At 56.8% G+C, this 22444-nt stretch carries 12 protein-coding genes; 2 read left to right on the forward strand and 10 right to left on the reverse strand.

Annotation, left to right across the window (positions count from 1 at the left end; all coding sequences use genetic code 11):
* Positions 1-222 precede the first annotated feature (222 nt).
* Genes NYE26_RS26705 through NYE26_RS26725 form a run of 5 tightly spaced genes read right to left on the reverse strand, consistent with a single transcriptional unit; the run spans position 223 to position 9253 of the window.
* A complete protein-coding gene (locus tag NYE26_RS26705) occupies positions 223-3420 on the reverse strand; it encodes an alpha-mannosidase (RefSeq protein ID WP_339251410.1) in 3198 nt (1065 codons plus the stop codon).
* Between the two features lie 3 nt (positions 3421-3423).
* A complete protein-coding gene (locus tag NYE26_RS26710) occupies positions 3424-5727 on the reverse strand; it encodes a glycoside hydrolase family 3 N-terminal domain-containing protein (protein ID WP_339251412.1) in 2304 nt (767 codons plus the stop codon).
* Between the two features lie 29 nt (positions 5728-5756).
* Positions 5757-7373, reverse strand: a complete 1617-nt coding sequence (locus tag NYE26_RS26715) for an extracellular solute-binding protein (protein WP_036730406.1) — start codon at positions 7371-7373, stop codon at positions 5757-5759.
* 37 nt (positions 7374-7410) lie between these two features.
* Complete coding sequence (locus NYE26_RS26720) at positions 7411-8322, reverse strand: carbohydrate ABC transporter permease (RefSeq protein WP_036694906.1); 912 nt, start codon at positions 8320-8322, stop codon at positions 7411-7413.
* Between the two features lie 16 nt (positions 8323-8338).
* Positions 8339-9253, reverse strand: a complete 915-nt coding sequence (locus tag NYE26_RS26725; RefSeq protein ID WP_235192024.1) for an ABC transporter permease subunit — start codon at positions 9251-9253, stop codon at positions 8339-8341.
* 358 nt (positions 9254-9611) lie between these two features.
* On the opposite strand from NYE26_RS26725, the gene NYE26_RS26730 reads away from it, so the two are divergent.
* Positions 9612-12368, forward strand: a complete 2757-nt coding sequence (locus NYE26_RS26730; RefSeq protein WP_339251417.1) for an alpha-mannosidase — start codon at positions 9612-9614, stop codon at positions 12366-12368.
* A 27-nt stretch (positions 12369-12395) separates the two neighbouring features.
* Positions 12396-13676 (forward strand): glycoside hydrolase family 125 protein, encoded by a 1281-nt coding sequence (locus NYE26_RS26735; RefSeq protein WP_339251419.1) that lies wholly within the window; start codon positions 12396-12398, stop codon positions 13674-13676.
* Positions 13677-14284: 608 nt separating this feature from the next.
* Here the strand turns inward: NYE26_RS26735 and deoC are convergent.
* The 5 genes from deoC to NYE26_RS26760 form a co-directional block, all read right to left on the reverse strand.
* Positions 14285-14962, reverse strand: a complete 678-nt coding sequence (gene deoC / locus NYE26_RS26740) for a deoxyribose-phosphate aldolase (protein ID WP_209876732.1) — start codon at positions 14960-14962, stop codon at positions 14285-14287.
* Positions 14963-15110: 148 nt separating this feature from the next.
* The gene (locus NYE26_RS26745; protein ID WP_339251422.1) at positions 15111-16868 is read right to left on the reverse strand and encodes a methyl-accepting chemotaxis protein; all 1758 of its coding nucleotides are present in this window, start codon (positions 16866-16868) and stop codon (positions 15111-15113) included.
* 233 nt (positions 16869-17101) lie between these two features.
* The gene (locus NYE26_RS26750) at positions 17102-18559 is read right to left on the reverse strand and encodes a SulP family inorganic anion transporter (protein ID WP_339257626.1); all 1458 of its coding nucleotides are present in this window, start codon (positions 18557-18559) and stop codon (positions 17102-17104) included.
* A 38-nt stretch (positions 18560-18597) separates the two neighbouring features.
* Entirely contained in the window at positions 18598-19674 is a 1077-nt protein-coding gene (locus NYE26_RS26755) for a bifunctional 3-deoxy-7-phosphoheptulonate synthase/chorismate mutase (protein ID WP_036730419.1), read from the reverse strand.
* 488 nt (positions 19675-20162) lie between these two features.
* Complete coding sequence (locus NYE26_RS26760) at positions 20163-22439, reverse strand: PAS domain S-box protein (RefSeq protein ID WP_339251424.1); 2277 nt, start codon at positions 22437-22439, stop codon at positions 20163-20165.
* Between the last annotated feature and the right edge of the window lie 5 nt (positions 22440-22444).

Raw genomic sequence — 22444 nt, forward strand, 5'->3', positions numbered from 1 at the left:
TATACAAGAAACACTTAGGATTTGAACTTGAAGCTTGATCGTCACTGCGGTGAACATTTGGACTTTCGGCCGCTGTTGTGTTTGAATTTCCTGATTATAACCGCTCCTCGCGGTAGAAATCCGGTGACAGCTTATGCTTCCGATGCTAGCTTTCCTACGGAAAGCTTTCAGGCGGACGCTGCCGCTCCTGCAGTTCCAAATTTCCCCTCCGCTTCTTTGCTTTCAGTTAATTTCATTCGTGCTTCTTTGCTTCCTGTCGTGCTTCTTATATAGCTTAAGCGTCTGGACCTCATAAGGCCGGAAGGACAGCGGGATCACGCCGCCGGTGGTCTCCACTGAGCCGGTCTTTCTCTCCAACAGATTGACCCGGCAGGCGCTGATCTCCTCGTCCTTCCAGTCCAGCGTGGCTGTCTCTCTGCTGCCTGCCGCCTCATACAGCCGGACAATCGTGCCGCTGCCGTCCTCGGCCCGCTTAATTGTGTCGAGCATGACGTGGCTGCTCTGGAAGGCAAGCCAGGCATGGGTGCTTGGATAGCGGCCGGAATGTGCAGCTTCGCTAATGGCCAGCAACGGCTCATTCAGCTCCGCCGCTTCCCGCACCACATCGGCCTGCCGCCATTCTCCGCTGTGCGGATAGAGCGAATACGTAAATTCATGCTCCCCCTGGTCCGCATAACTGTCCGGCCAGCGCGGGGAACGCAACAGCGAGAGGCGCAGCACCCCGTCATGGATGTCATAGCCGTATTTGCAGTCGTTCAGCAGGCTGACGCCATAGCCGCCTTCGGACAGATCGGCCCAGCGGTGTCCGCAGACCTCGAATTGCGCCTGCTCCCAGCTGGTGTTGCGGTGGGTCGGGCGCTCCAGCGCGCCGAACGGAATCTCATAGGTAGCCTTCGCGGCCACAATATCGACCGGAAAAGCAACCTTCAGCAGCTTATGCTGCTCCCTCCAGCTTACGCGGGTGCGGAAATCCACTCTGCGGCTGTTCCGGGGCAATACAATCTCCTGCTCAATCTGTGATTCACCGAGCTGCCAGCGGAACTTCAGCACGGTCTGCACAGGTCCGCTGCTGACCACCCGGCGCTCCAGCAGCTTCGCCTTGCCCGCAGGCTGCTGTTCATAACGCGGGTCTATATCCCAGGCATCCCACAGCGGCGGGGTGTCATGATAGAACTGCAGCTGGTTGCCGGTCTGGCCGGGCTGGAGCAGCTCGCGGTCCGCGCTTTTGTCATACCAGCGGCTGATCTCGCCGTCTTCATTAAACTTCAGGATATAATGGTCCGTCTCCCATTGCTCCGGGAAGCCGTCTCCCGCGGCTGAATCAACCTGCCGCTCAAGCCTTACTCCGGCTGGTTCCCCAGCCTCCCGCAGCCAGATTGTCCGGCAGCCGAAGGCCGGGACCTTACGGACCTGCACAGCCAGCGTGTAGCTGTCTCCTCCAGCCTCCGTGTTCCAACACTCACTCGGCAGCAGGCCGTCTTCATCGAAGGCCTGCATAGCAGCCAGCTCAGGACCACCCTCCAGCCGGATGACCTCCGTCCGCTCCCAGCCCAGGCTGTTGAAGACCACATAAGGACGGCCTTCGCCCGAAGTATTCACCCGGCCTGCCAGAGTGTGCAGAGCAGTGTCCAGCACCTGCCCGCCCAGACGGAAGATCTCAGCGTATTCCTCACGCGAGGTTGTATACACCTCCGGGATGGAAGTCCCCGGAATGATGTCATGGAACTGGTTGAGCAGCAGCAGCTTCCAGCCCTCGGCGAGCTCCCCGGCGGGCAGCAGACGCTGCACATCCGCCTGATTCTGCTGCTCCAGCTCCAGAGCACCGTCCTTCTGCGCCAATACACTCCAGATCTCCGCCTGCCGGTATAAGACCTCCGCCTTGCGGTTGCTGCGTTTATTGAAGGCATGGGTCGTGAAGGTGCCCCGGTGCAGCTCCAGATAGAGATCGCCGTGCCACGCCGGAAGCTCCGGCTGACGCGCACCGATCTCCGAGAAGAAGGCTTCGGCCGTAGAGAATCCGCTGACCGGCTGGCCCGGCGCGAGATCAGTACGGGCCACATATTCCAGCATCTCATGAGTGACTCCGCCGCCTCCGTCTCCGTGGCCATAGAGCAGCATAAGCTCATCATGCACTTCCTTCTGAGCGTAGGCCTCCCAGTGCTCCAGCACATCCTTCGGGTGGGTATGCTCGTTCACCCCATGGTTCTGATAGGCCACAATCTTCGTTCCGTCTATGCCGACCCAATGGAATAAGGTATGCGGGAAGGGATTGGTATCATTCCAGCCCAGCTTGGTGGTCATGAAATAATCGATGCCCGCCTGCTTCAGCAGCTGCGGCAGGGAGGCGCAATAGCCGAAGGTATCCGGCAGCCATTCAATCGTAGAATGCTTGCCGAATTCCTTCATATAAAAGCCCTGGCCGTACAGCATCTGCCGGACCAGCGACTCCCCGCCGGGAATGTTCAGATCCGGCTCTACCCACATGCCTCCGACCAGCTCCCACCGGCCTTCAGCGATCCGCTCCTTGATCCGCCCGTACAGCTCGGGATAATGCTCCTTGGCGAAGGCATAGAGCTGGGGCTGGCTCTGCGAGTACCGGAAGTCCGGGTACTTGTCCATCAGGGTGCAGACGGTGGAGAAGGTCCGGCTGACCTTGCGCACCGTCTCCCGGACCGGCCACAGCCAAGCCACATCAATATGCGACTGGCCGACCATATGCATCGTCCCCGGGTCCAGCCCTGCGGACCGTTCCGCTGCCGCAGCCGCCCGCAGCAGCTGTTCAGCCGCAGTTACCGCACCGCCGTCCAGCAGCCGCTCCTCCTTCATATAGAGCGTGTCCATCACCCGCTCCAGCGCCTTAAGGCTGCGGATGCGGCGCATGTCGCCCTCCGGCAGCAGGAGGGCTGCTTCGTGTACGATTCGCACCGTATACAGCAGGCTGTATACCGGACGATTGACGCGCACAAGCTTAATTTCAATGCCCGTCAGCGGCGGCTTAATCACCGCCTGCCGGTTCAGCGGGTCCTCCGGCTCAGGCACCGGATCATACAGCTCGATGTCCAGCTTGAGGCATTCACCCGGAGCATAAGATGGCAGCGGAATGAACCAGTGATTGCTGTCCAGCCCATGATAGGGCGCTCCGTCCAGCTTCAGGAGGCCTTCCCCGCGTCCCAGATAGAGCAGCGCTGCTTCTTCCGGTCCCCAATCCCCCGGAACCGTAATCTCCCGCTGAAGGAAATACGTAGTACCATACCCGCCATCCAGCCGGGAAATGTTGTACTCCTGATGCAGTTCCTCCTCATGCTCATAGCAGCCCGGAGTGAGGTAGCGGGACCCCCGCATCGTCCATTCCGCAAGCTCTATCTTCTCAGCCCACTGCCGCTTGGCCAGCCATCCGGTGAACCGCTCTATTCGCTTCATGGCTTAGCCCTCCTCTCTGACCTGGAGCGGCGCGCTCAGATACTCTGCGGAATGAGGGCCTGCCATCACCGCGAATTCTCCCGGCTCGACGATCCGCGTCAGATCCGCTGATACATATTCCAGCTCCTCCCGGCCTACACGGAACGTTACCGTCTGCGTATCTCCCGGCTGAAGGCTGATTTTGCGGAAGCCCTTCAGCTGCTTCTCGGGCCGGGTAATGGAGGAGACCAAGTCGGAAATATACAACTGGACCACCTCGCTGCCCGCCCGGTCACCCCTATTAGTCACATCCACGGAGACAAGCGCTTCTTCATCCGCAGAGATGACAGGAGGTTCCACCTTCAGGTTGCTGTACCCGAATTCAGTGAAGCTAAGACCATAGCCGAAGGGATATTCGGCGTGGAAGTCTGTCTCCAGATACCGTTTGCCTCTCGTCCGCCGCTTATAGTAATACACAGGAAGCTGGCCGACATGCTTCGGAACGCTGATCGTCAGCCGCCCCGAAGGATTCACCTCGCCGAACAGGATATCGGCAATTGCATGTCCGCCCTCCTGGCCCGGGTACCACGCCTCCAGAATGGCGTCGGCGTGCTCTACAATCCAAGGCTCGGCAATCGGGCGGCCGTTGATATAGACCACAATCAGCGGCTTACCCAGCTTGTGAAGCTCCTGCGCCAGCTCAAGCTGCACACCCATCAGATTCAATGTGGCCCGGTCGATGCCCTCCCCGCATTCCATGTCGCTCCAGGAATGCTCTGTCACGACAGAAGCGCCGGTGAGCAGATCAATCGTCCCCTCACCGAAGTCTCTGGCGCTGGAGCCGCCAATAGCCAGCACCACCGCATCGGCTTCAGCCGCACAGGCCAGCGCAGGAGCAAAGCCTTCGCGGGAATCGCCCTTAATCCGGCAGCCGGGTGCGTACAGGACCTTGTCCGCTTCGCCGCCCAGCGCCTGCCGGATGCCGTCCAGCACGGTAACAATCGCGCCTGCGGGCTGTGGCGAGGTGTAGTCACCAAGCTGGTTGTACGGCGCATCCGCATTGGGACCGATTACGGCAAGCTTGCGAATCTCCTTGCTTAGTGGCAGCGCTGCGTTCTCATTCTTCAGCATGATGATGCTCTCACCGGCGATCCACCGCGCCAGCTCCCGGTGCTCCGGCTTGCCGATGATTTGCTCTGCCTGCTCAGGATCGGCATAGGGACGGTCGAACAACCCGAGCTTGAACTTCAGCTCCAGAATCCGTGCCGCCGCGCGGTCCAGATCGGATTCCTGCAGCCGCCCGTGCGTGATAGCAGCCGCGATATGCTGCTCGAACATCTCGCCCGACATCTCCATATCGATGCCGGCCAGCAGTGCCTGGGCTACAGCCGTTTCTCCGCTATCTGCGGTGTTATGACCATTCGTCAGCATGCCCAGCGCTCCGCAGTCCGTGATCACGAACCCGTCAAAGCCCCATTGCTCCCGCAGCACATCCTGCAAAAGATAACGGTTCGTCGTACAAGGTACGCCGTCAATCTCGTTGTACGCTGTCATAATGGACAGCGCCCCGGCCTCTACCGCCTTACGGAACGGCAGCAGATCGACCTCATGCAGCTCGCGCAGTCCCATATGCACAGGCGCGGAGTTCCGCCCGCCTTCCGAGCTGCCGTAGGCGGCGAAGTGCTTCAAGGTGGCCAGCACGGAATCCTCCGCGTCCAGCCGCTCCCCCTGCAAGCCCTTCACGGCCTCCACACCCATCGCCGCGATCAGGAACGGATCTTCGCCGAAGGTCTCCTCCGTCCGGCCCCAGCGCGGATCACGCACCACATCAAGCACCGGCGAGTAGGTCGCAGCTCCGCCCTGGCTGCGGGTCTCCAGTGCTACCACCCGGCACATCTCCCGGTACAGCTCCGGGTTCCACATACTGCCCAGAGCCAGCGGAACCGGAAATACGGTTGCGCCGATTGCCATATGCCCGTGGGAGCATTCTTCGCCGAACAGAATCGGAATCCCGAGCCGGCTCTCCTGCATGGCGTAAGCCTGAATTGCATTAACAGCCTCCGCCCCCTCCTTCGGGGACAGGCCGGTCTCCAGCGTGACCCCGGTCCACGGGTCCGCACGCAGCGTCCCATACAGGGAGCCGACGCCTCCGGCAGCAACCTGGCGCTTGAAGGCTTCCGTCATACCTGTGGTTCCGTCCGCGTGCTTCTCATAGCACTGCCAGCCGAAAGGCTGGACTAATTGTCCAGCCTTCTCTCCAAGCGTCATGCGCTGCAGCAGGTCCTGTACCCGATCCGCCACAGATTGTGTTTTATCCTTATAGATCATTTTTACAGCACCTTTCTGCCGGGCCTGATTTAGTTGGTTTTCCAGCGGTCATAGGCAGCCTGGTTAATCTCGGCTACACGTTCTCCGCCCATTTTCTTGACAGTCGCCACATAGTTATCCCAGCCGGTCAGCGGCTCGGCTCCGGTAATGAACTTCGCTTCCATCTGCTTCACATAAGTGCTCAGGTCCGAATTCAGACTGCTGATTTCCGTCTGCTCTTCCACGGTGAGGAACAGGGCCGGGAATGGAATCCGCGCGCCTTTATCCAGCAGCTTCTGCTTCGTCTCCTGCTCTACCCAGAGGTCGAAGTCTGTCTTCAGCCCCTTGTTAATGTCATCCATGGACAGGGTTGGGGCAGGAATACCGTAGTTCGGCGTCAAGGTGGCCCGGAAATCTTCCATTTCCTTGCCGTCCGGTACAGGCAGGTATTGCTTCACACGGTTGTCTTTGTCGGTGTACTCCCAGAGTGTACCCTCCGGCCCTTTGTTGAAGAACAAAGCTCCTTCATAGGAATAGAGGTAATCCACCCAGCGGAGCGAGGCTTCCGGTGCAGGATTGCTGTTCGTAATGGCGAATGCGCCTGTCGTAATTCCTCTGTTCTTGGCAATCGCCGGAGCGGACACCGATTCACTGCGCACAGGGGCGAACATCGGATCTGACGTGGACGGCTCTCCACCCTTCGTCATATAAGCGTGCCAGTCGGAAAAGAGCGCCACGCGGTTATTCTGCGCCTTGGCCTTCTTCTGCTCCGCCGTCTGCGAGAAGCTCTCATGATCCAGCAGCTCCTCGGACCACAGACGGTTCATATACGTCAGATACTCCTTATAGCCTTCTTCGAGCGGTGTATAGTGGACCTTATCCGCATCGTCTACATAGATTTCTTCTTCATAGATGCCAAAAGCGCCCAGCAGCCAGGTGCGGATATCGCGGAGGTTCGCGGCCGTTGTCGTCACTGAAGAGATCGGAATTTCATCGGCGGTTCCGTTGCCGTTCGGATCTTCCTCCTTCACGCGCTTCAGGTAGGTGTACAGCTCCTCGGTCGTTTCCGGCAGCTTATCGATGTTCAGCGCCTTCAGGAAGTCGCCGTTATACCACATCGGGTTGCGGTACCAGTGCTGGCTCATTTCCACCACCGGCAGGGAGTAGATATGACCGTCCGGGGCAGTAATCGATTTGCGCACATCCGGGTTCTGCTCCAACAGCGCCTTGAAGTTCGGGGCATACTCTTCGATCAGGTCCTCCAGCGGGATCAGAATCCCCTGTTCGCCGTAATTCATCTGCTCGGCAGTCGTCAGACCGGCCGCATAGAAGATATCAGGGTAATCGCCGCTGGCGAACACCAGATTCTTTTTGGTATCGAAGCTGTCCTTCGGCGCATTTTTATATTCCATCGTAATCCCGGTCTTCTCCTTCATCTGCTGGAGCACCGGCATGTTCTCCCAGTTCTGGATGCCCACATCCGGGGCCATCATGGACAGAGTGATCGGCTCACTCACAATCGGGAAGCCCTCTTTGTTCACTGTAGCCTCTCCGGTACCCTTGTCCGTTTTACCTTCATTTGCCCCCGAGCTTCCGCAGCCTGCCAGCAGTCCAACAATCACAGCTGATGACAGCAGAATCTTCCATGGTTTACGTGTGATCTGCATTAATAATTCCTCCCTTAGGTTCATTACATTTTAACCTTTAGCCTTTCACAGAGCCAATCATGACCCCTTGCACAAAATAACGCTGCAGGAACGGGTAGACCGCTACAATCGGCAGTGTCGACACAACGATGACGCCATATTTGACCAGCGATGCTGTCTCTGCCTTATTATTCATGGCCATAGCTACCTCGCCGTTGATCGCAGCGCCTGTAGTTTCGGCCGACATTTCCTGCAGGACCAGAATCTGGCGCAGCACCATCTGCAGCGGATATTTGGCTTCATCATTCAAATAGATCAGGGACGGGAAGTAACTGTTCCAGTGTCCAACCCCGTAGAACAAGGCCATCACGGCGACAATCGGCGCGGACAGCGGCAGGATGATGCGGATGAACAGCTTCAGATTCGTACAGCCGTCGATGTGGGCCGCTTCCTGTAATTCTTTTGGAATGGTGGACTGGAAAAAGGTGCGGGCGACCACGATGTTCCACACCGATGCGGCCACCGGCAGGATCAACGCCCCCATGCTGTTAATGAGGCCCAGGTTCTTAACCAGCAGATACGTCGGCACCAGCCCGCCGCTGAAGAACATCGTGAACAGAATAAGGCCCATGAACAGCTGGCGTCCGACAAAATCAGACCGGCTGAGTGCATACGCAGCAGGCAGTGTAACCGCCAGATTCAGCAGAGTGCCCACCGCTGTGTAGATGATGGTATTGAGATATCCGTTCCAGATCTTCGGGTTCTCGAACACCAGCTTGTAGCCGTCCAGCGTCACATTCTTCGGGAACAGCCACATGGCGCCCGAATTGACATCCTGCGGCGAACTGATGGACGCGCTGAGGATGTAGATCAGCGGATAGAGGACCACTACCAGCGCAAGGCACAGATAGATGTAGGTGCTGATCAGAAACAGCTTATCTCCCCTGGATTCTTTCATCGCAGTAACCATAGACTTCAACTCCTTTCTACCAGAGGCTGTTCTCACTGGTGCGTTTGGCAATCCGGTTCACGGTAACGAGCAGTATTACATTGACTACCGAGTTGAACAATCCGACAGCCGTCGAGAAGCTGTACTGGGCGTTCACCAGACCGGCGCGGTAGACATAGGTGGATATGACATCGGAGGCTTCCATGTTAAGCGAATTCTGCAGCAGCAGGATTTTCTCGAAGCCCAGGCCCAGAATGTTACCCATGTTCAGAATCAGCATGATCGTAATCGTGGGTATAATCGTCGGCAGGTTGATATGCAGCACCCGCTTGATCCGGCTGGCTCCATCCACGATGGCCGCTTCATGCAGCTGTGGATCTACGCCGGACAGCGCTGCGAGATAGATAATCGTCCCCCACCCGGTGCTCTGCCAGACGCCTGAGAAGACGTACACCGTCTTGAACCAGGCAGGATCGGTCAGGAACTGCGCGGGCTGGAAGCCCAGGAATTCAATCGCCCGGACAATCATTCCGCTGGAGGGCGACAGGAAGGTAATAATCATCCCCGCCATGACGACCACTGAAATGAAATGCGGCGCATAGGTAACCGTCTGGACCGACTTCTTGAACGGGCCGTTGCGGACCTCATTGAAGGCCAGGGCCAGAATGATCGGCAGCGGGAACCCGATGGCAAGCTCATAGAAGCTGATGCTGAACGTGTTCCACAGCAGATCCCAGAAGAAATAAGAATTGAAGAACCGTTCGAAATGGTCGAAGCCTACCCAGTCGCTGCCCGTAATTCCTTTAGAAGGTACGAAGTTTTTGAAGGCAATCTGAATGCCGTACATCGGACCATAATGAAAGATGAAGAAATACAGTAACGCGGGAAGCATGAACAGATAGAGCTCCCAATTCTGCCAGATTCGTTTGCCAAGGGACTTGTTCCCCTTCATTCTCCCACTCCTCTCTATGTTAGTTTTCATTACACATAAATCTGTATCCGCTTCGCATTATTGCAATGGCCTTGCCTGCTAACGCTTACATCCCAAATTGTAGTGAAACTAAGCTGACACCGTAAATATGTAGGTTGTGCATTGTCATGTTAACGGACTGTAAAACCGCGCTGTTACGGGGCTTACGGGCTTAATAGCTTGTATGTGCCGCCGCTGGCTGTCTGCCGTAAATGTGTGAATTATGAACCCTCATCCCCGCTGCAAAAGTTACATATTGTGATCCCCGGGCAGGTATGCAAACATTTGCTACGAATGCCGACACTACAACACCCTACTGAAGATATAGGAGGTTTCTGTCATGACCCGTACAACTGCCCACCTGATCTCACACACCCACTGGGACCGGGAATGGTATATGCCTTATGAGCGTCACCATGTGCTGCTGGCGAAGCTGATGAACGAGCTGCTGGAGACGCTGGAGCAGGACGAGCGCTACCGGTATTTCCACCTGGACGGACAGACCATTATTATTGAAGATTATTTGCAGGTGCATCCTGAGAAAAGAGAGCAATTGGAGCGGTTCATCCGCGAAGGCCGGATTGTCATCGGTCCCTGGTATGTGCTCCAGGATGAATTCCTGACCAGCTCCGAGGCCAATGTGCGCAATCTGCTGATCGGCCATCAGGACGCCGCGAAATATGGCGTGATCTCGAAGCTCGGGTACTTCCCCGATTCCTTTGGCAATATGGGCCAAGCCCCACAGCTGCTCAAGCAAGCTGACATTGAGACAGCGGTATTCGGCCGCGGCGTGAAGCCGACAGGCTTCGATAACATGGTCGGCGAGCTGAACAGCACCAGCTATGAATCGCCTTACTCCGAGATGTATTGGGAATCCCCGGATGGCTCGACTGTGCTGGGACTGCTGTTTGCGAACTGGTACAGCAACGGCAATGAGGTACCGGTGGATGCAGAGGAAGCCAAGGTCTTCTGGGACAAAAAAATCGCGGATGCCGGCAAATACGCCTCCACCCCGGAGCTGCTGTTCATGAACGGCTGTGATCATCAGCCGGTGCAGCGTGACCTCGCGGATGCGCTGGAGACAGCCCGGAAGCTGTACCCGGACACGGACTTCGTCCACTCCAGCTTCGAGGAATACCTGAAGGCGCTGGCGCCTTCGCTGCCCGAGGATCTGGTCACCGTGCACGGCGAGCTGCGCAGCCAGCATACGGACGGCTGGGGGACGCTGGTGAATACCGCTTCCGCCCGCGTCTATCTGAAGCAGCTTAACCAGCAGGGCCAGACGCTGCTGGAGAAGGGCGCAGAGCCGCTGGCGGCACTGGCTTATCTGGTCAGCGGACAGGTCTATCCCCACGCGCTTCTGACCTACGCCTGGAAGACGCTGATGCAGAACCACCCGCATGACAGCATCTGCGGCTGCAGTGTGGATGAGGTTCACCGCGAGATGATCAGCCGCTTCGAGAAGAGCCGCCATGTTGGCGAAGCTATTATTGAAGAGAGTCTGAAGGCGGTATCCGCACAGATCGGAACCCGGAATGTTGCGGCCTGGGGCGAATCGGCCCGGCCAGTGACGGTGTTCAATACTACCGGCTGGGAGCGCAGCGGAACAGTTAGCGTGGAGGTGATCTTCGCCAAACGTTATTTCAAGGAAGGGCCGAATCCGGCGGCGATTGCCGAAGCGCTGGATCAGCTTCCGCTTGAGCTTTCGCGCGGGCGGCTAGTGGACGCTGAAGGGCAGACCGTGGCTTGCCGTGCGGAGGATCTGGGCACCCGGTTCGGCTATGAGCTGCCGGACGACCAATTCCGGAAGCCTTACATGGCCCGGATGGTCCGGCTGACCTTCGAGGCTGCACAGGTGCCGCCGTTAGGCTACAGCACCTACGCCTGGGTAGAGTCGGCGGATGAGTCTGCCTGGGCTGCTGCTGAAGGCCCGCTTAAGCTGCTGGAACGTGGGATGGAGAATGAATTCCTGGCCGTTCAGATCCGCGAGGACGGTTCTTACGATGTGGCTGACAAGCGGACGGGCCGCAGCTTCACCGGACTCGGCGTCTATGAGAACTGCGGCGATATCGGGAATGAATACGTGTTCCGCCAGCCCGAGGGCGATGCTGCACTGACGACCAAGGGCCTTGCCGCCCGGATCTCGCTGGCTGAGCATGAGCCTTACCGCATCACGTATGAAATCGTGCATGAATGGGCGATTCCCGCTTCCGCCGATGCTTCGTTCGAAGATGAGAAGCGCAGAATGGTGCCGTTCCGGCAGCGCAAGGCCGGACGTTCCGATGAGCAAGTACCGTTGCGGATCGTGACCCGGATCAGCCTGGAGGCCGGCGGGACCGGCGTTCAGGTCTCGGCCGCATTCAATAATCAGGCTAAGGACCACCGGCTGCGTGTGCTTATCCCTACCGGGCTGGCTGCCTCCACCCTGCGGGCCGATTCTATCTTCGAAGCTGCTGAACGCGAGATTGAGCCGGCAGCGGACTGGATCAATCCGAGCAATGCCCAGCACCAGCAGGCTTATGTCAGCGTGTCAGACGGCAGCGCCGGACTGCTGGTGGCCAACCAAGGGCTGAACGAATACGAGGTGCTGCGGGACGGCAGGAATACGATTGCCGTTACCCTGCTGCGCAGCGTATCGGAGCTGGGGGACTGGGGCGTGTTCCCTACACCGGAAGCCCAGTGCCTGGGCGAGCAGACCGTAGAATTCGCGGTCCGTCCCTTTGCCGGGGATGCGGACTGGACGGAGGCTTGTGCCTGGGCCTATCAGTACCAGGTGCCTTGGTTCACGGTCCAGACCGGCTGGCAGGAAGGCTCCCTCCCTGCTGTCTATCAGCCGCTGGAGTGGCAGGGCCGCACCCTGGCGCTGTCTGCCTTCAAAATGTCCGCAGACCATGAGGACATTATTCTGCGCTGGTACAATCTGGCGGGAGTAGAGCAAGAGCTCGCGCTTACGCCGCATTTTCCGGTGAAGGCTGTCCATGCCAGTGATATTCTGGAACGGCGCAAACAGCGGGAAGTTCTGGATGAAGGCACTCTCCGCCGCTCTGTCGGTAAAGCTCAAATCGTCACCTATGCCCTGCAAACCGTACAACCCTAAATTGACTATGCCAGGAGGAGTTACACCATGAATCTGCCAGCTTCCATTACCGCCTATCTGAATGAGGCCGATGAACGGCTAGCGCATCACCCGAAACTGCAGCAGTTGTTCCGCAACTGCTTCCCGAACACACTGGAGACCACGACCAAGCTGCTGGATGACGGCACGACCTTCGTGTTCACCGGCGATATTCCGGCCATGTGGCTGCGCGATTCGACGGAGCAGGTGCGGCACTATATTCCTTTTGCCAAAAACGACCCTGAATTGCAGCGGATTCTCCGCGGCCTGATTGCCCGCCAGATGTTCTATGTGAATATTGATCCGTACACCAATGCCTTCAACGAGACGGCAAGTGACAAGCATTACCGCGATACGGACGACTGTAACTTGAACCCGTGGATGTGGGAGCGCAAATATGAGCTGGACTCCCTCTGCTTCGTCGTTCAGCTGGCTTATATGTACTGGAAGGAAGCGGAGCAGACCGATATCTTCGATGCCGCCTGCTACCAGGCGCTGACCTCCATCGTGAACACGATCGAGACCGAGCAGCATCACGGGGAGAAATCCCCTTACCATTTCATCCGCCAGACGCTCCAGGATACGGAGACGCTGTACAATAACGGACGCGGGATGCCGGTCAACTACACGGGGATGAGCTGGTCGGGCTTCCGACCGAGCGATGACAGCTGCGAATTCGGCTACAATATTCCCTCGAATATGTTCGCTGTGGTCATTCTGGGATATATCGGCGAGATGGCAAGCGAGGTCTACCAGGATGAACGGCTGGCGGCGAGAGCGGCGAAGCTGCGCAAGGAGATCGACTTCGGCATCCGTACCTATGGCATCGTGACCCATCCGAAATACGGCAGAATCTACGCCTATGAGACGGACGGCTACGGAAATTACTCACTGATGGACGATGCTGGTACTCCAGGGCTGATCTCTATTCCTTACATTGGTTACGTGGGCGTAGAGGATGAGATCTATCAGAACACCCGCCGGTTCGCGCTCAGCTTCGATAACCCGTTCTATTTCGAGGGCAAGCACGCCAAGGGCATCGGCAGTCCGCACACCCCGGGCGGTTACGTGTGGCATATGGCGCTGTCCATGCAGGCGCTGACGGCGGATAATGATGAGGAGATCAAGGAGCTGATCGATATGCTGATCCGGACCGATGCCGATACCGGCTACATGCACGAGGGCTTCCACCCGGATAACCCGGCCGACTTCTCGCGCGAATGGTTCGCCTGGTCCAACAGCCTGTTCGCTACGCTGATCGGTAAGGCGATGGATAAGGGATTGGTTTAGGGGATTGGTCTAGGGGGGCTGGTCAAGAGCATGGCAGCCTCGTCATCCGCGCGGACTCTAACTGTAGTTTGTACAACTAAAATGGCGCAGAATCCGGCTTGAATCGGTTTAGTTGCAGTTTGTACAGCTATAATTCCCTACTTTCCACAAAAGACGGCTAACCGCTGTTTTTAATTGTACGGAATACAGTTAAACCACTAAATCGGAGGTTTCAGCACAGTTTAGGTGTATGGAATACAATTAAGCATACGCTCCAAGGTAGCCGCCTGCTCGAATAAGCGGGTAAGATCGCCATATCCCCAGGAGAACCCTAAGCGGATAGCTTATCCTGCAACAAGCAAGTGGAATAACGTATCTTAATTCGCCCATTGGGCTGGAGTTACCGGCAACAGGTGGACAAACAGCAACTAATATAATTAGTTTATGCTACTTTGGATGAATCGGGAGAATTTAAGTGTTGTTTATCCAATTGCTGGTTCGGCAGCGCTCATTCACTCAACAGCAGGTGGAGGAAATCCATCTATTATACTTCTCTCAGCAGAAAACGGCTGCGGCTCCTTAACATCAAGGAGGCCGCAGCCGTTTCTATGTGTTTAACTCACCTCAGCTTAGTAGCCGCTCTGGCTCTGCTCGCCCTTGGCAATCGCTACGCCGCCGCTGGTGCCGATCCGGCTGGCGCCTGCGCCGATCATCACGAGCGCGTCTTCCGCGCTGCGGACACCGCCGGAGGCCTTCACGCCGATCTCAGGGCCGACCGTTGCCCGCATCAGGGCGATATCTTCCTTCGTTGCCCCGCCGGTCGAGAAGCCGGTTGAAGTCTTCACGAAGTCTGCGCCCGCTTCTACAGCAAGCTTGCAGGCCCGGACCTTCTCCTCTTCAGTCAGCAGGCAGGCCTCAATAATGACCTTGGTCAGCGCTTTGCCGCGTGCGGCTTCGACTACAGCAACCATATCGCGCTTCACCAGCTCGTCATTGCCGTCCTTCAGTGCGCCGATATTAATGACCATATCCACCTCACCGGCACCGTTCGCAATGGCATCCTTCGTCTCAAAAGCTTTCGTCTCAGGCGTCGATGCCCCCAGCGGGAAGCCGATTACTGTACATACCTTCACTTCCGGTGTATCCTTCAGCACGGCATGCGCCGTTGCCACCCAGGCCGGATTCACGCACACAGAGGCGAATTTGTAGGCTTTGGCCTCTTCGGCAAGCTTGATAATATCGTCTTTCCGGGCATCCGCCTTCAGCAGCGTATGATCAATAATCCCGGATATTGTAGTGTCACTCATGTTCAATTCCTCCATATAATCGGTAATAGATGTTCACATCCCTTGTATCATACCAATAGTCGGACGCTTTTGAAAGCTGGAGGGCATAACATCTGCTAATCCGTATCCGCTCCGGGCAGCATAGATCAAGCGCACCGAACCCTTAGCCCTATACATTCACCTGCCGGATGGCCTCCCGCAGATCGCCTGTACTCGCGCTGACGCTCAGCGAAGCCTCGTAGACTTCTTTGATTCGCGCCAATTGCAGATCAGTCAGCTCACGGATCTCCCGGGTCTGCTCCGAGACCTCTCCGGCAATATCGGCCATGCTGCCCACCGCTGCCGCAACCTCCTCCGAGCCGGCGGAGAGCTGCTCGGCGGTCGCCGACACATCAATGATCTGTCCGGCCACCTCGCGGAAGGCGGCGGAGGCCTCCAGCAGAGCAGCCTCCGCTTCGGCTGACATCCGCACCCCTTCCTGCACTTCAGCGGACGCTTCCGTCATCTGAACCCCGATGCTTGCCGAAGCCTGGCTGATGTGCAGCAGCAGCTCGGTCACCCGCTCGGCCGAGGCTGCGGAGCCTTCCGCCAGCTTGCGTACTTCACCGGCTACGACAGTGAAGCCTCTGCCGTGCTCCCCCGCACGCGCCGCCTCAATGGAAGCATTCAACGCCAGCAGCTTCGTCTGATCCGCAGACTGCCTGATCGCAGCCAGCGCACCTTCAATCTCATCCGTGTACCCTTGCAGCCGCAGCACAATATCCAGCGTCTCCCCGGTGGATACAGAGATCGATTTCATCTGCTGATTGGTGTGGTTCATCGCCGTCTGTGACGCCTCTGCAATGTCCAGCGCCTTGACTGCGAATTCCGAGACCGCTGCCGAGGCCTCCGAGATGCGCGAGATGCCCAGCGCCATCTCATCCATGGCTACTGCGCTGCTCTGTGCGCCTTCCGTCTGTGAGTTAGCCCCGGCATGGATATTGCTGATTCTGCCGCTCACCGTCTCACTCATCTTCAGCACATCATCGGCATTCCTGGCGAAGGTCTCGGAGGAGCCGTAGAGACTGTCAGATGCGGTAGACACCCCGGATACCATCCCTTTCACTCTGGCATTCAGATCCCCTGACATCTGGAGCATCGCCTGATAAGCCCTGCCAATCTCATCCCGGGAGTTGACCGGACGGGCATGCAGGATACGGGCTGCCCCGGCGAGATCCCCTTCAGCCATCGTGCCCGCGCTCTCTGTAATCGTCACCAGCGGACGCAAGGACCGGGAGACGAACCAGGCCAGCACCGCGAGTGCGCCCAGAGACAGAGCTAGAATAATACTATAGAGCGGCAGGCTCTCCATCAGGACATCACGGGTCAGCGTACTCAGTACAGCAACATCGGTATCAATGCCCAGCGCCCCGACCAGCTTCCCGCCGCTGTCCTTCATAGGAACGAATGCTGAGATATAATCCCCGTATTCGGGATTGCTGATCAGCGGCGTGCTGGCATTCTCTCCGGCAAGCACAGCCGTAACTGCGGCCGCTGGCATATCAGTACTCTCATTAATCCCCGAAGCCAGCGGGTCTCCCTCCGGCCTGCCGTCAATCATCAGCTGCGGCTGGCGGGCATCATCAATCCGCACAAAATATACATAACGGGCACCAATCGACTTCCGGAACTGATCCAGTTCATTGCGGAGCGACCAATACAGGTCCGACTCCTGCGGATCGGCCAGGAATTCACTGTAGCGCCCGGCATCAATCTGCGTCACATAATGGCTGGCAATACTCATGTTGTAGCTGCTGATCGTCCCTTTGACCGCTGATCCGGTGTTCACCCACTGAATGGCGGCATTGCCTGCTGTAATGCAGAGAATCACTACGGTCATAACACAGAGAATACGGGCAATCAGTCTGGTTCGGATAAAAGAAAACATGGAGGCCTTCCCTTTCGCGCATCACAATTGCGTGGTTATAGTAGGGCCATCCGAAGAAGCAATGACAAATGTCCCTCTACCGGAAAATTTCGACAAACTTTTCAAAAACCCTTTTCCAAAGACGGCGTAGACGATTAAAATTTGTAGGATGAATCCTTTACATTATTAATTGTCAAAAAAAGACTGCTTCTGAAGCCTAATCGCTCCAAAAACAGCCTTCTGTCCTTGATTCGTCAATGGCCGCCCGAAGACGACAATCCAACCCGCTGCACCAGCCGGGCACTTTCTTCATTTAGACCTGTGAGAGTGACCTTAGTACCCAATGCCGCGTATTTGTCCATCGTCTTGGCAATGGCCCCCACCGCCGACTGATCCCACACATGGGAACGGCTGAAATCGATAATGACCTGCGCCGGATCACTGTCATACATGAATTCATTCACGAAATGGCTCGTGGTTCCAAAGAACAGCTGGCCCGATACCCGATAAGTCGTTACAGATGCCGTAGTATGAACATTCAGCTGAAGGGAAGCGATTTTCCAGGCAAAAGACAAAGCACTCAGCAGCACGCCGAACAGCACGCCGATCGACAGGTTATCGGTAGCTACTACTGTAACCACAGTGACCACCATGACCAGGGCATCGCTTAGCGGAACTCTCCGCAAGGAGGTCAGGGACTTCCATTCAAAGGTGCTGATGCAGACCATAATCATTACACCGACCAGTGCGCCCATAGGAATCTGCTTAACAACATCACCCAGCACAAGAATCAGGAACAATAGGAAGATCCCGGAGACAAAAGTGGACAAGCGTGTCCGTCCGCCCGATTTCATATTGACCATCGACTGGCCGATCATCGCGCAGCCTGCCATGCCTCCGAAGAAGCCGGTCACGATGTTGGCCAGCCCCTGCCCCTTCGCTTCCCGGTTCTTGTCGCTGCCGGTGCCTGTGATATCATCAATCAGCGTGGCTGTCATCAGCGATTCCAGTAATCCGACGACCGCGAGTGAGAGCGAATACGGCAGTATAATCAGCAGTGTATCCAGCGTCAAGGGAAGGCTCGGCAGATGGAATACCGGCAGCGCTGAATTAATAGTCCCCATATCGCCCACGGTTCTTACATCCAGACCCAGCACAATGCTGAGGACCGAGACTACGACAATGGCGACCAGCGCCGATGGCACCGCCTTGGTGATCCGGGGAACCGTATAGATGATGACCAGCGTAAGAGCCACAAGTGCGTACATGATCCAGCCCTGTCCCTCAAAATGCACGAGCTGAGCCATAAAGATCAGAATCGCCAGCGCGTTGACAAAGCCGGTCATGACCGGCTGCGGCAGGAAGGTGATGAACCGGCCCAGCTTCAGCAGCCCCATCACAATCTGCAGGATGCCAGCCAGCACCGTAGCCGCGAACAGATACTCAATGCCGTGCGACAGCACCAGACTGCCGACCAGCAGCGCCATCGCTCCTGTCGCCGCCGAGATCATCCCCGGCCGCCCGCCGGCGAAGGCTGTTACAATAGCGATACAGAAGGAGGCGTACAAACCAACCATAGGGCTTACGCCAGCAAGGATGGAGAAAGCAATCGCTTCAGGAATTAAGGCAATAGCCACGGTCATGCCCGATAAAATATCACTCCGTGTGTTGGAGAACCAACCGTTGTTGTATGAGACGATTTGCTTCAAAATTTCAGTTCCTCCTGTTACCTGAATTCACCCTGTTTCACTTAACGGTATAATCCGGAGGCCTTCACCTCATTGAAGAAGGTGTTGAACTCCTCAATATTAAGCTGCTGCGCCGCATCAGACAAGGCTGTAGCCGGATCAGGATGCACCTCCACCATAATACCGTCGGCTCCGGCAGCAAGCGCAGCCTTGGCACACGGGATCAGAATGTCCTTGCGTCCGGTGGAATGGGTGACATCGACCAGCACCGGCAGATGGCATTCCTGCTTAAGAATCGGTACCGCCGAGATATCCAGCGTATTGCGCGTCGACCGCTCATAGGTGCGGATACCGCGTTCAATCAGCATAATCTCCATATTGCCGCGGGACATAATATATTCTGCCGCATGGACGAATTCATCCAGCGTGGCAGATAGTCCGCGCTTCAGCAGCACCGGTTTGTTCACTTCCCCTACCGCCTTAAGCAGCTCGAAGTTGTGCATGTTCCGCGCGCCGACCTGAATGACATCCACATAATCCAGCGCTTCTTCAATATGCCGGGGATCGACAATCTCACTGATCGTCAGCAGCCCGTATTCATTCGCCGCTTCACGCAGAATCCGCAGCCCATCCATGCCCAGTCCCTGGAAATCATAAGGGGAGGTCCGGGGCTTGAAGGCGCCGCCGCGCATAACCTTGACGCCCGCCTTCTGCAGGGCCGCAGCCACCGTACGGGTCTGCAGCTCGCTCTCCACCGAACATGGGCCAGCTACCATCAGGGAGGATAACCCGCCTACTGTAACGCCGCCCGGCAGCTCAATAACTGTATCCTCCGCATGGTCTTTACGCGCTACCAGCAGGGTCTTCTTATGCTCCGTACTTTGCAGATCAAGCGAAGCTGAGAAAATCTGCTTGAACAGCGTACGGATGGTTCCATTCGTGAACGGTCCTTTATTGCCTGCGACCATTTTCTCCAGCATCGCCTTCTCCCGTTCAGGATCGAACTTCGGCACGCCTTGCTTCTCTTTGAGCACCCCAATCTCCTGAACGATTCCGGCACGCTCCGAGATCAGCTCCAGCAGCTGACCGTTAATCTCATCCAATCTTGCTCTCAGATCATCCAATTCCACATTACTCATTCCAAGACACTCCTTTGTGATATTAATAGTTAAGGCTATGAACGAACGCAAAAAGACCCCCCGCCGCAAGGGACGAGGAGCCGTGGTACCACCCTTATTTAGAACTGAATCCTGCTGACGCATCAGCACATGACGGCATACCTGAAGGATACCGGCCAGTCGATTCATTCTGTCTTACATCCGTTAACGCAGGAAGCGGGCCACCCTACCCATAACTGCTGCAGCAGTGTACTTCAGGGACCGACTCGGAAGTGAACTTCGGCACTAAGCGTCTAATGGGGGTGCTCTCAGTCTCCGGCACGCCTTCCCTGTTAAAATACGCTATGAAGTGCTTACTCTCTTCGTCATTGTCATTACAAGGTATATCGGTGCTGCTTATGCACCAGTTTCTGCTATCTTAATCAAAAAGACTTCCATATGCAAGACATCACAGCACTGCATTGCAGCTTTAACTCAGCATTGTGATTATTTTGTGAAGAGAGGTCTGCTTATTCCTGTTCCGCAAAAAATTTCCCGATTACTTTCACAATGCTGTCGCTTCTCAGCGGCTTGCTAATATACTCATCCATCCCTGCTTCAAGGCATAGCTCCCGGTCGCCCTTGAGCGCGTTGGCCGTCACTGCAACAATGACCGGCTGCCGGTCTGCCGGCTGCTCTGCCCTAATGGCAGCTGTGGCCTCCAGGCCGTTCATCCCGGGCATCTGCACATCCATGAAGATCAGATCATAGCCATGCCGGGCCGTCATATCGACCGCCTGCCGCCCATCCTCGGCCACATCGACGGCGAAGCCGCGCTTCTCCAGAATTTTGCGCAGGACGATCTGGTTGATCACATTGTCCTCGGCTACCAGAATATGCAGGGACCGGCCTTCTGATTGCGGCTCCGGCAGGTTCGCATCCGGCCCGTCAGCCGGAAGCGACTGCGCTTCTGTCCGGAGGACCACGGTGAACACAAAGGTCGCCCCCTGCCCGGCTGCTGTATCCAGATAGATCTCTCCGCCCATCCGCTCGACCAATTGCTTGCTGATCGCCAGCCCCAGACCGGTGCCTTCACCCTGGCGGCCCCTGAAATGCTCCATCTGATAGAACGGCTCGAACAAGCGGCTGCGGGCCTCCTCGGGAATCCCGCTCCCCGTATCCGCCACGGTGAACTGGAGCGTTACGCCTGCCAGGCCATCGGCAATGCGCTTCACGCCTACCTTTACCCCGCCGGTACAGGTGAATTTCACGGCATTGCCGGCCAGATTGAGCAGCACCTGCTTCAGCCGCTCCCCGTCCCCGATCAGCCGCTGCGGCACATCCGGCTCCGTCTCCACGCTGAGGGTCAGCCCTTTGCGCTCCGCCTTGAGCTGAAGCAGCTCCAGTGCGGAATCCATACAGTGCCGGAGGATGAACGGCTCGTCTTGGAGTGAGATTTTGCCTGCCTCAATCTTGGAGAGATCGAGAATGTCGTTGATGATATTCAGCAGGGATTCACCGCTCTGGCGGATAATCTCCAGGAACTCCCGCTGCTGCGAACCCGGCTCACTGCTCTCCAGCAGCAGGTCGGTCATCCCGATCACCCCGTTCATCGGAGTACGGATTTCGTGGCTCATCATGGCCAGGAACTCACTTTTGGCGCGGTTCGTATTCTCTGCGGTCTCCTTGGCAATCAGCAGCTTCTTCTGCTCGGTAATATCCTTGACGATAATATAAAAGCCTACGGTAGACTGGTTGATAATAATCGGCGCAAGGGTAGTCAGGACCTCCACAGAATGCCCGTCCTTATGCCAGATCAGGTTGATATCCTGTCCCACGGAGCCGCTCCGCCGGCGGGGACCGAGTACATTCTGCAGCTGCCGCTCGCCGATGATCCGGCTGACACTCATGCCCACCATCTCGGGGATCGTATACCCCGTCAGCCTTACCGCCTGTTCATTCCCGTTAATAATATGGCCTTCCAGGTCCAGCGATATGATCGCGTCATGATTATATTTCTTCAGCGAGGTATAACGCTCGACCGATTCCTGAAGCTTCTGCTCCACAATCTTGCGCCGGGTCACATCGCGGCCGACAGCCAGCACCCCGCGCTCCCCGCCGTCTTCCACCGTTCTCAGAGAGAATTCAATCCAGATATATTGGCCGTTCGCATGTAATATCCGCAGCTGGACATCAGGCGAGTCAGCCATCTGCTGCGCACTGATTAAGGCCAGATCCTCAGAATGAACCAGTCTGCTGTTATCCCGGCCGATCAGCTCCTCCGGTCTGTACCCGAGCACCTCTTCCACTGAAGGGGAGCAATAGCGGCAGACTGAACCCGGCGCAGCATAGTACACAATGTCCCTGATGTTGCCGGCAATCAGCTCGTACAGCCGCTCAGACGGTCCGGGAAGTGCCTTAGCCGGTGCCGCAAGCTGCCCTCCAGCCAAGTGAACGATATAATACAGCCCCTCTCCCGTCGAAGGCTCGCTCACCCTCGCCACATGCAGCAGCACCGGAACCGCAGAGCCATCCGCATGGCGCAGCTTAATTTCGGCTTCAAAAAAAGGGGCTGCTCCTGTCCTGAGGCTCCCCATCCTGTAACTATGTATGTGCAGGCTATCTTCATCCCAGAACGCTTGGAAGCTGCGTCCCAGCAACTGCTCTTCGGAATATCCGAGCAAGAGGGTTACCGCCGGATTCACTTTCATCCATTCTTCAGCCATGGAGAGAAAGGCTACTCCGGCAGTTCCTGTCTTAAATGCCTGTTCAAATGGAGAAGACGTCTCCGTATGCTGCCCTAGCATAAGAT

This window comes from Paenibacillus sp. FSL P2-0136 (genome assembly GCF_037975325.1).
Taxonomy (GTDB): domain Bacteria; phylum Bacillota; class Bacilli; order Paenibacillales; family Paenibacillaceae; genus Paenibacillus_AQ; species Paenibacillus_AQ silagei.

What these genes read in the sequence shown, in the direction of transcription:
- NYE26_RS26705 (WP_339251410.1), bottom strand. Translation starts at nt 3,420, where the DNA reads ATGAAGCGAATAGAGCGGTTCACCGGATGGCTGGCCAAGCGGCAGTGG.
- NYE26_RS26710 (WP_339251412.1), bottom strand. Translation starts at nt 5,727, where the DNA reads ATGATCTATAAGGATAAAACACAATCTGTGGCGGATCGGGTACAGGAC.
- NYE26_RS26715 (WP_036730406.1), bottom strand. Translation starts at nt 7,373, where the DNA reads ATGCAGATCACACGTAAACCATGGAAGATTCTGCTGTCATCAGCTGTG.
- NYE26_RS26720 (WP_036694906.1), bottom strand. Translation starts at nt 8,322, where the DNA reads ATGGTTACTGCGATGAAAGAATCCAGGGGAGATAAGCTGTTTCTGATC.
- NYE26_RS26725 (WP_235192024.1), bottom strand. Translation starts at nt 9,253, where the DNA reads ATGAAGGGGAACAAGTCCCTTGGCAAACGAATCTGGCAGAATTGGGAG.
- NYE26_RS26730 (WP_339251417.1), top strand. Translation starts at nt 9,612, where the DNA reads ATGACCCGTACAACTGCCCACCTGATCTCACACACCCACTGGGACCGG.
- NYE26_RS26735 (WP_339251419.1), top strand. Translation starts at nt 12,396, where the DNA reads ATGAATCTGCCAGCTTCCATTACCGCCTATCTGAATGAGGCCGATGAA.
- deoC (WP_209876732.1), bottom strand. Translation starts at nt 14,962, where the DNA reads ATGAGTGACACTACAATATCCGGGATTATTGATCATACGCTGCTGAAG.
- NYE26_RS26745 (WP_339251422.1), bottom strand. Translation starts at nt 16,868, where the DNA reads ATGTTTTCTTTTATCCGAACCAGACTGATTGCCCGTATTCTCTGTGTT.
- NYE26_RS26755 (WP_036730419.1), bottom strand. Translation starts at nt 19,674, where the DNA reads ATGAGTAATGTGGAATTGGATGATCTGAGAGCAAGATTGGATGAGATT.
- NYE26_RS26760 (WP_339251424.1), bottom strand. Translation starts at nt 22,439, where the DNA reads ATGCTAGGGCAGCATACGGAGACGTCTTCTCCATTTGAACAGGCATTT.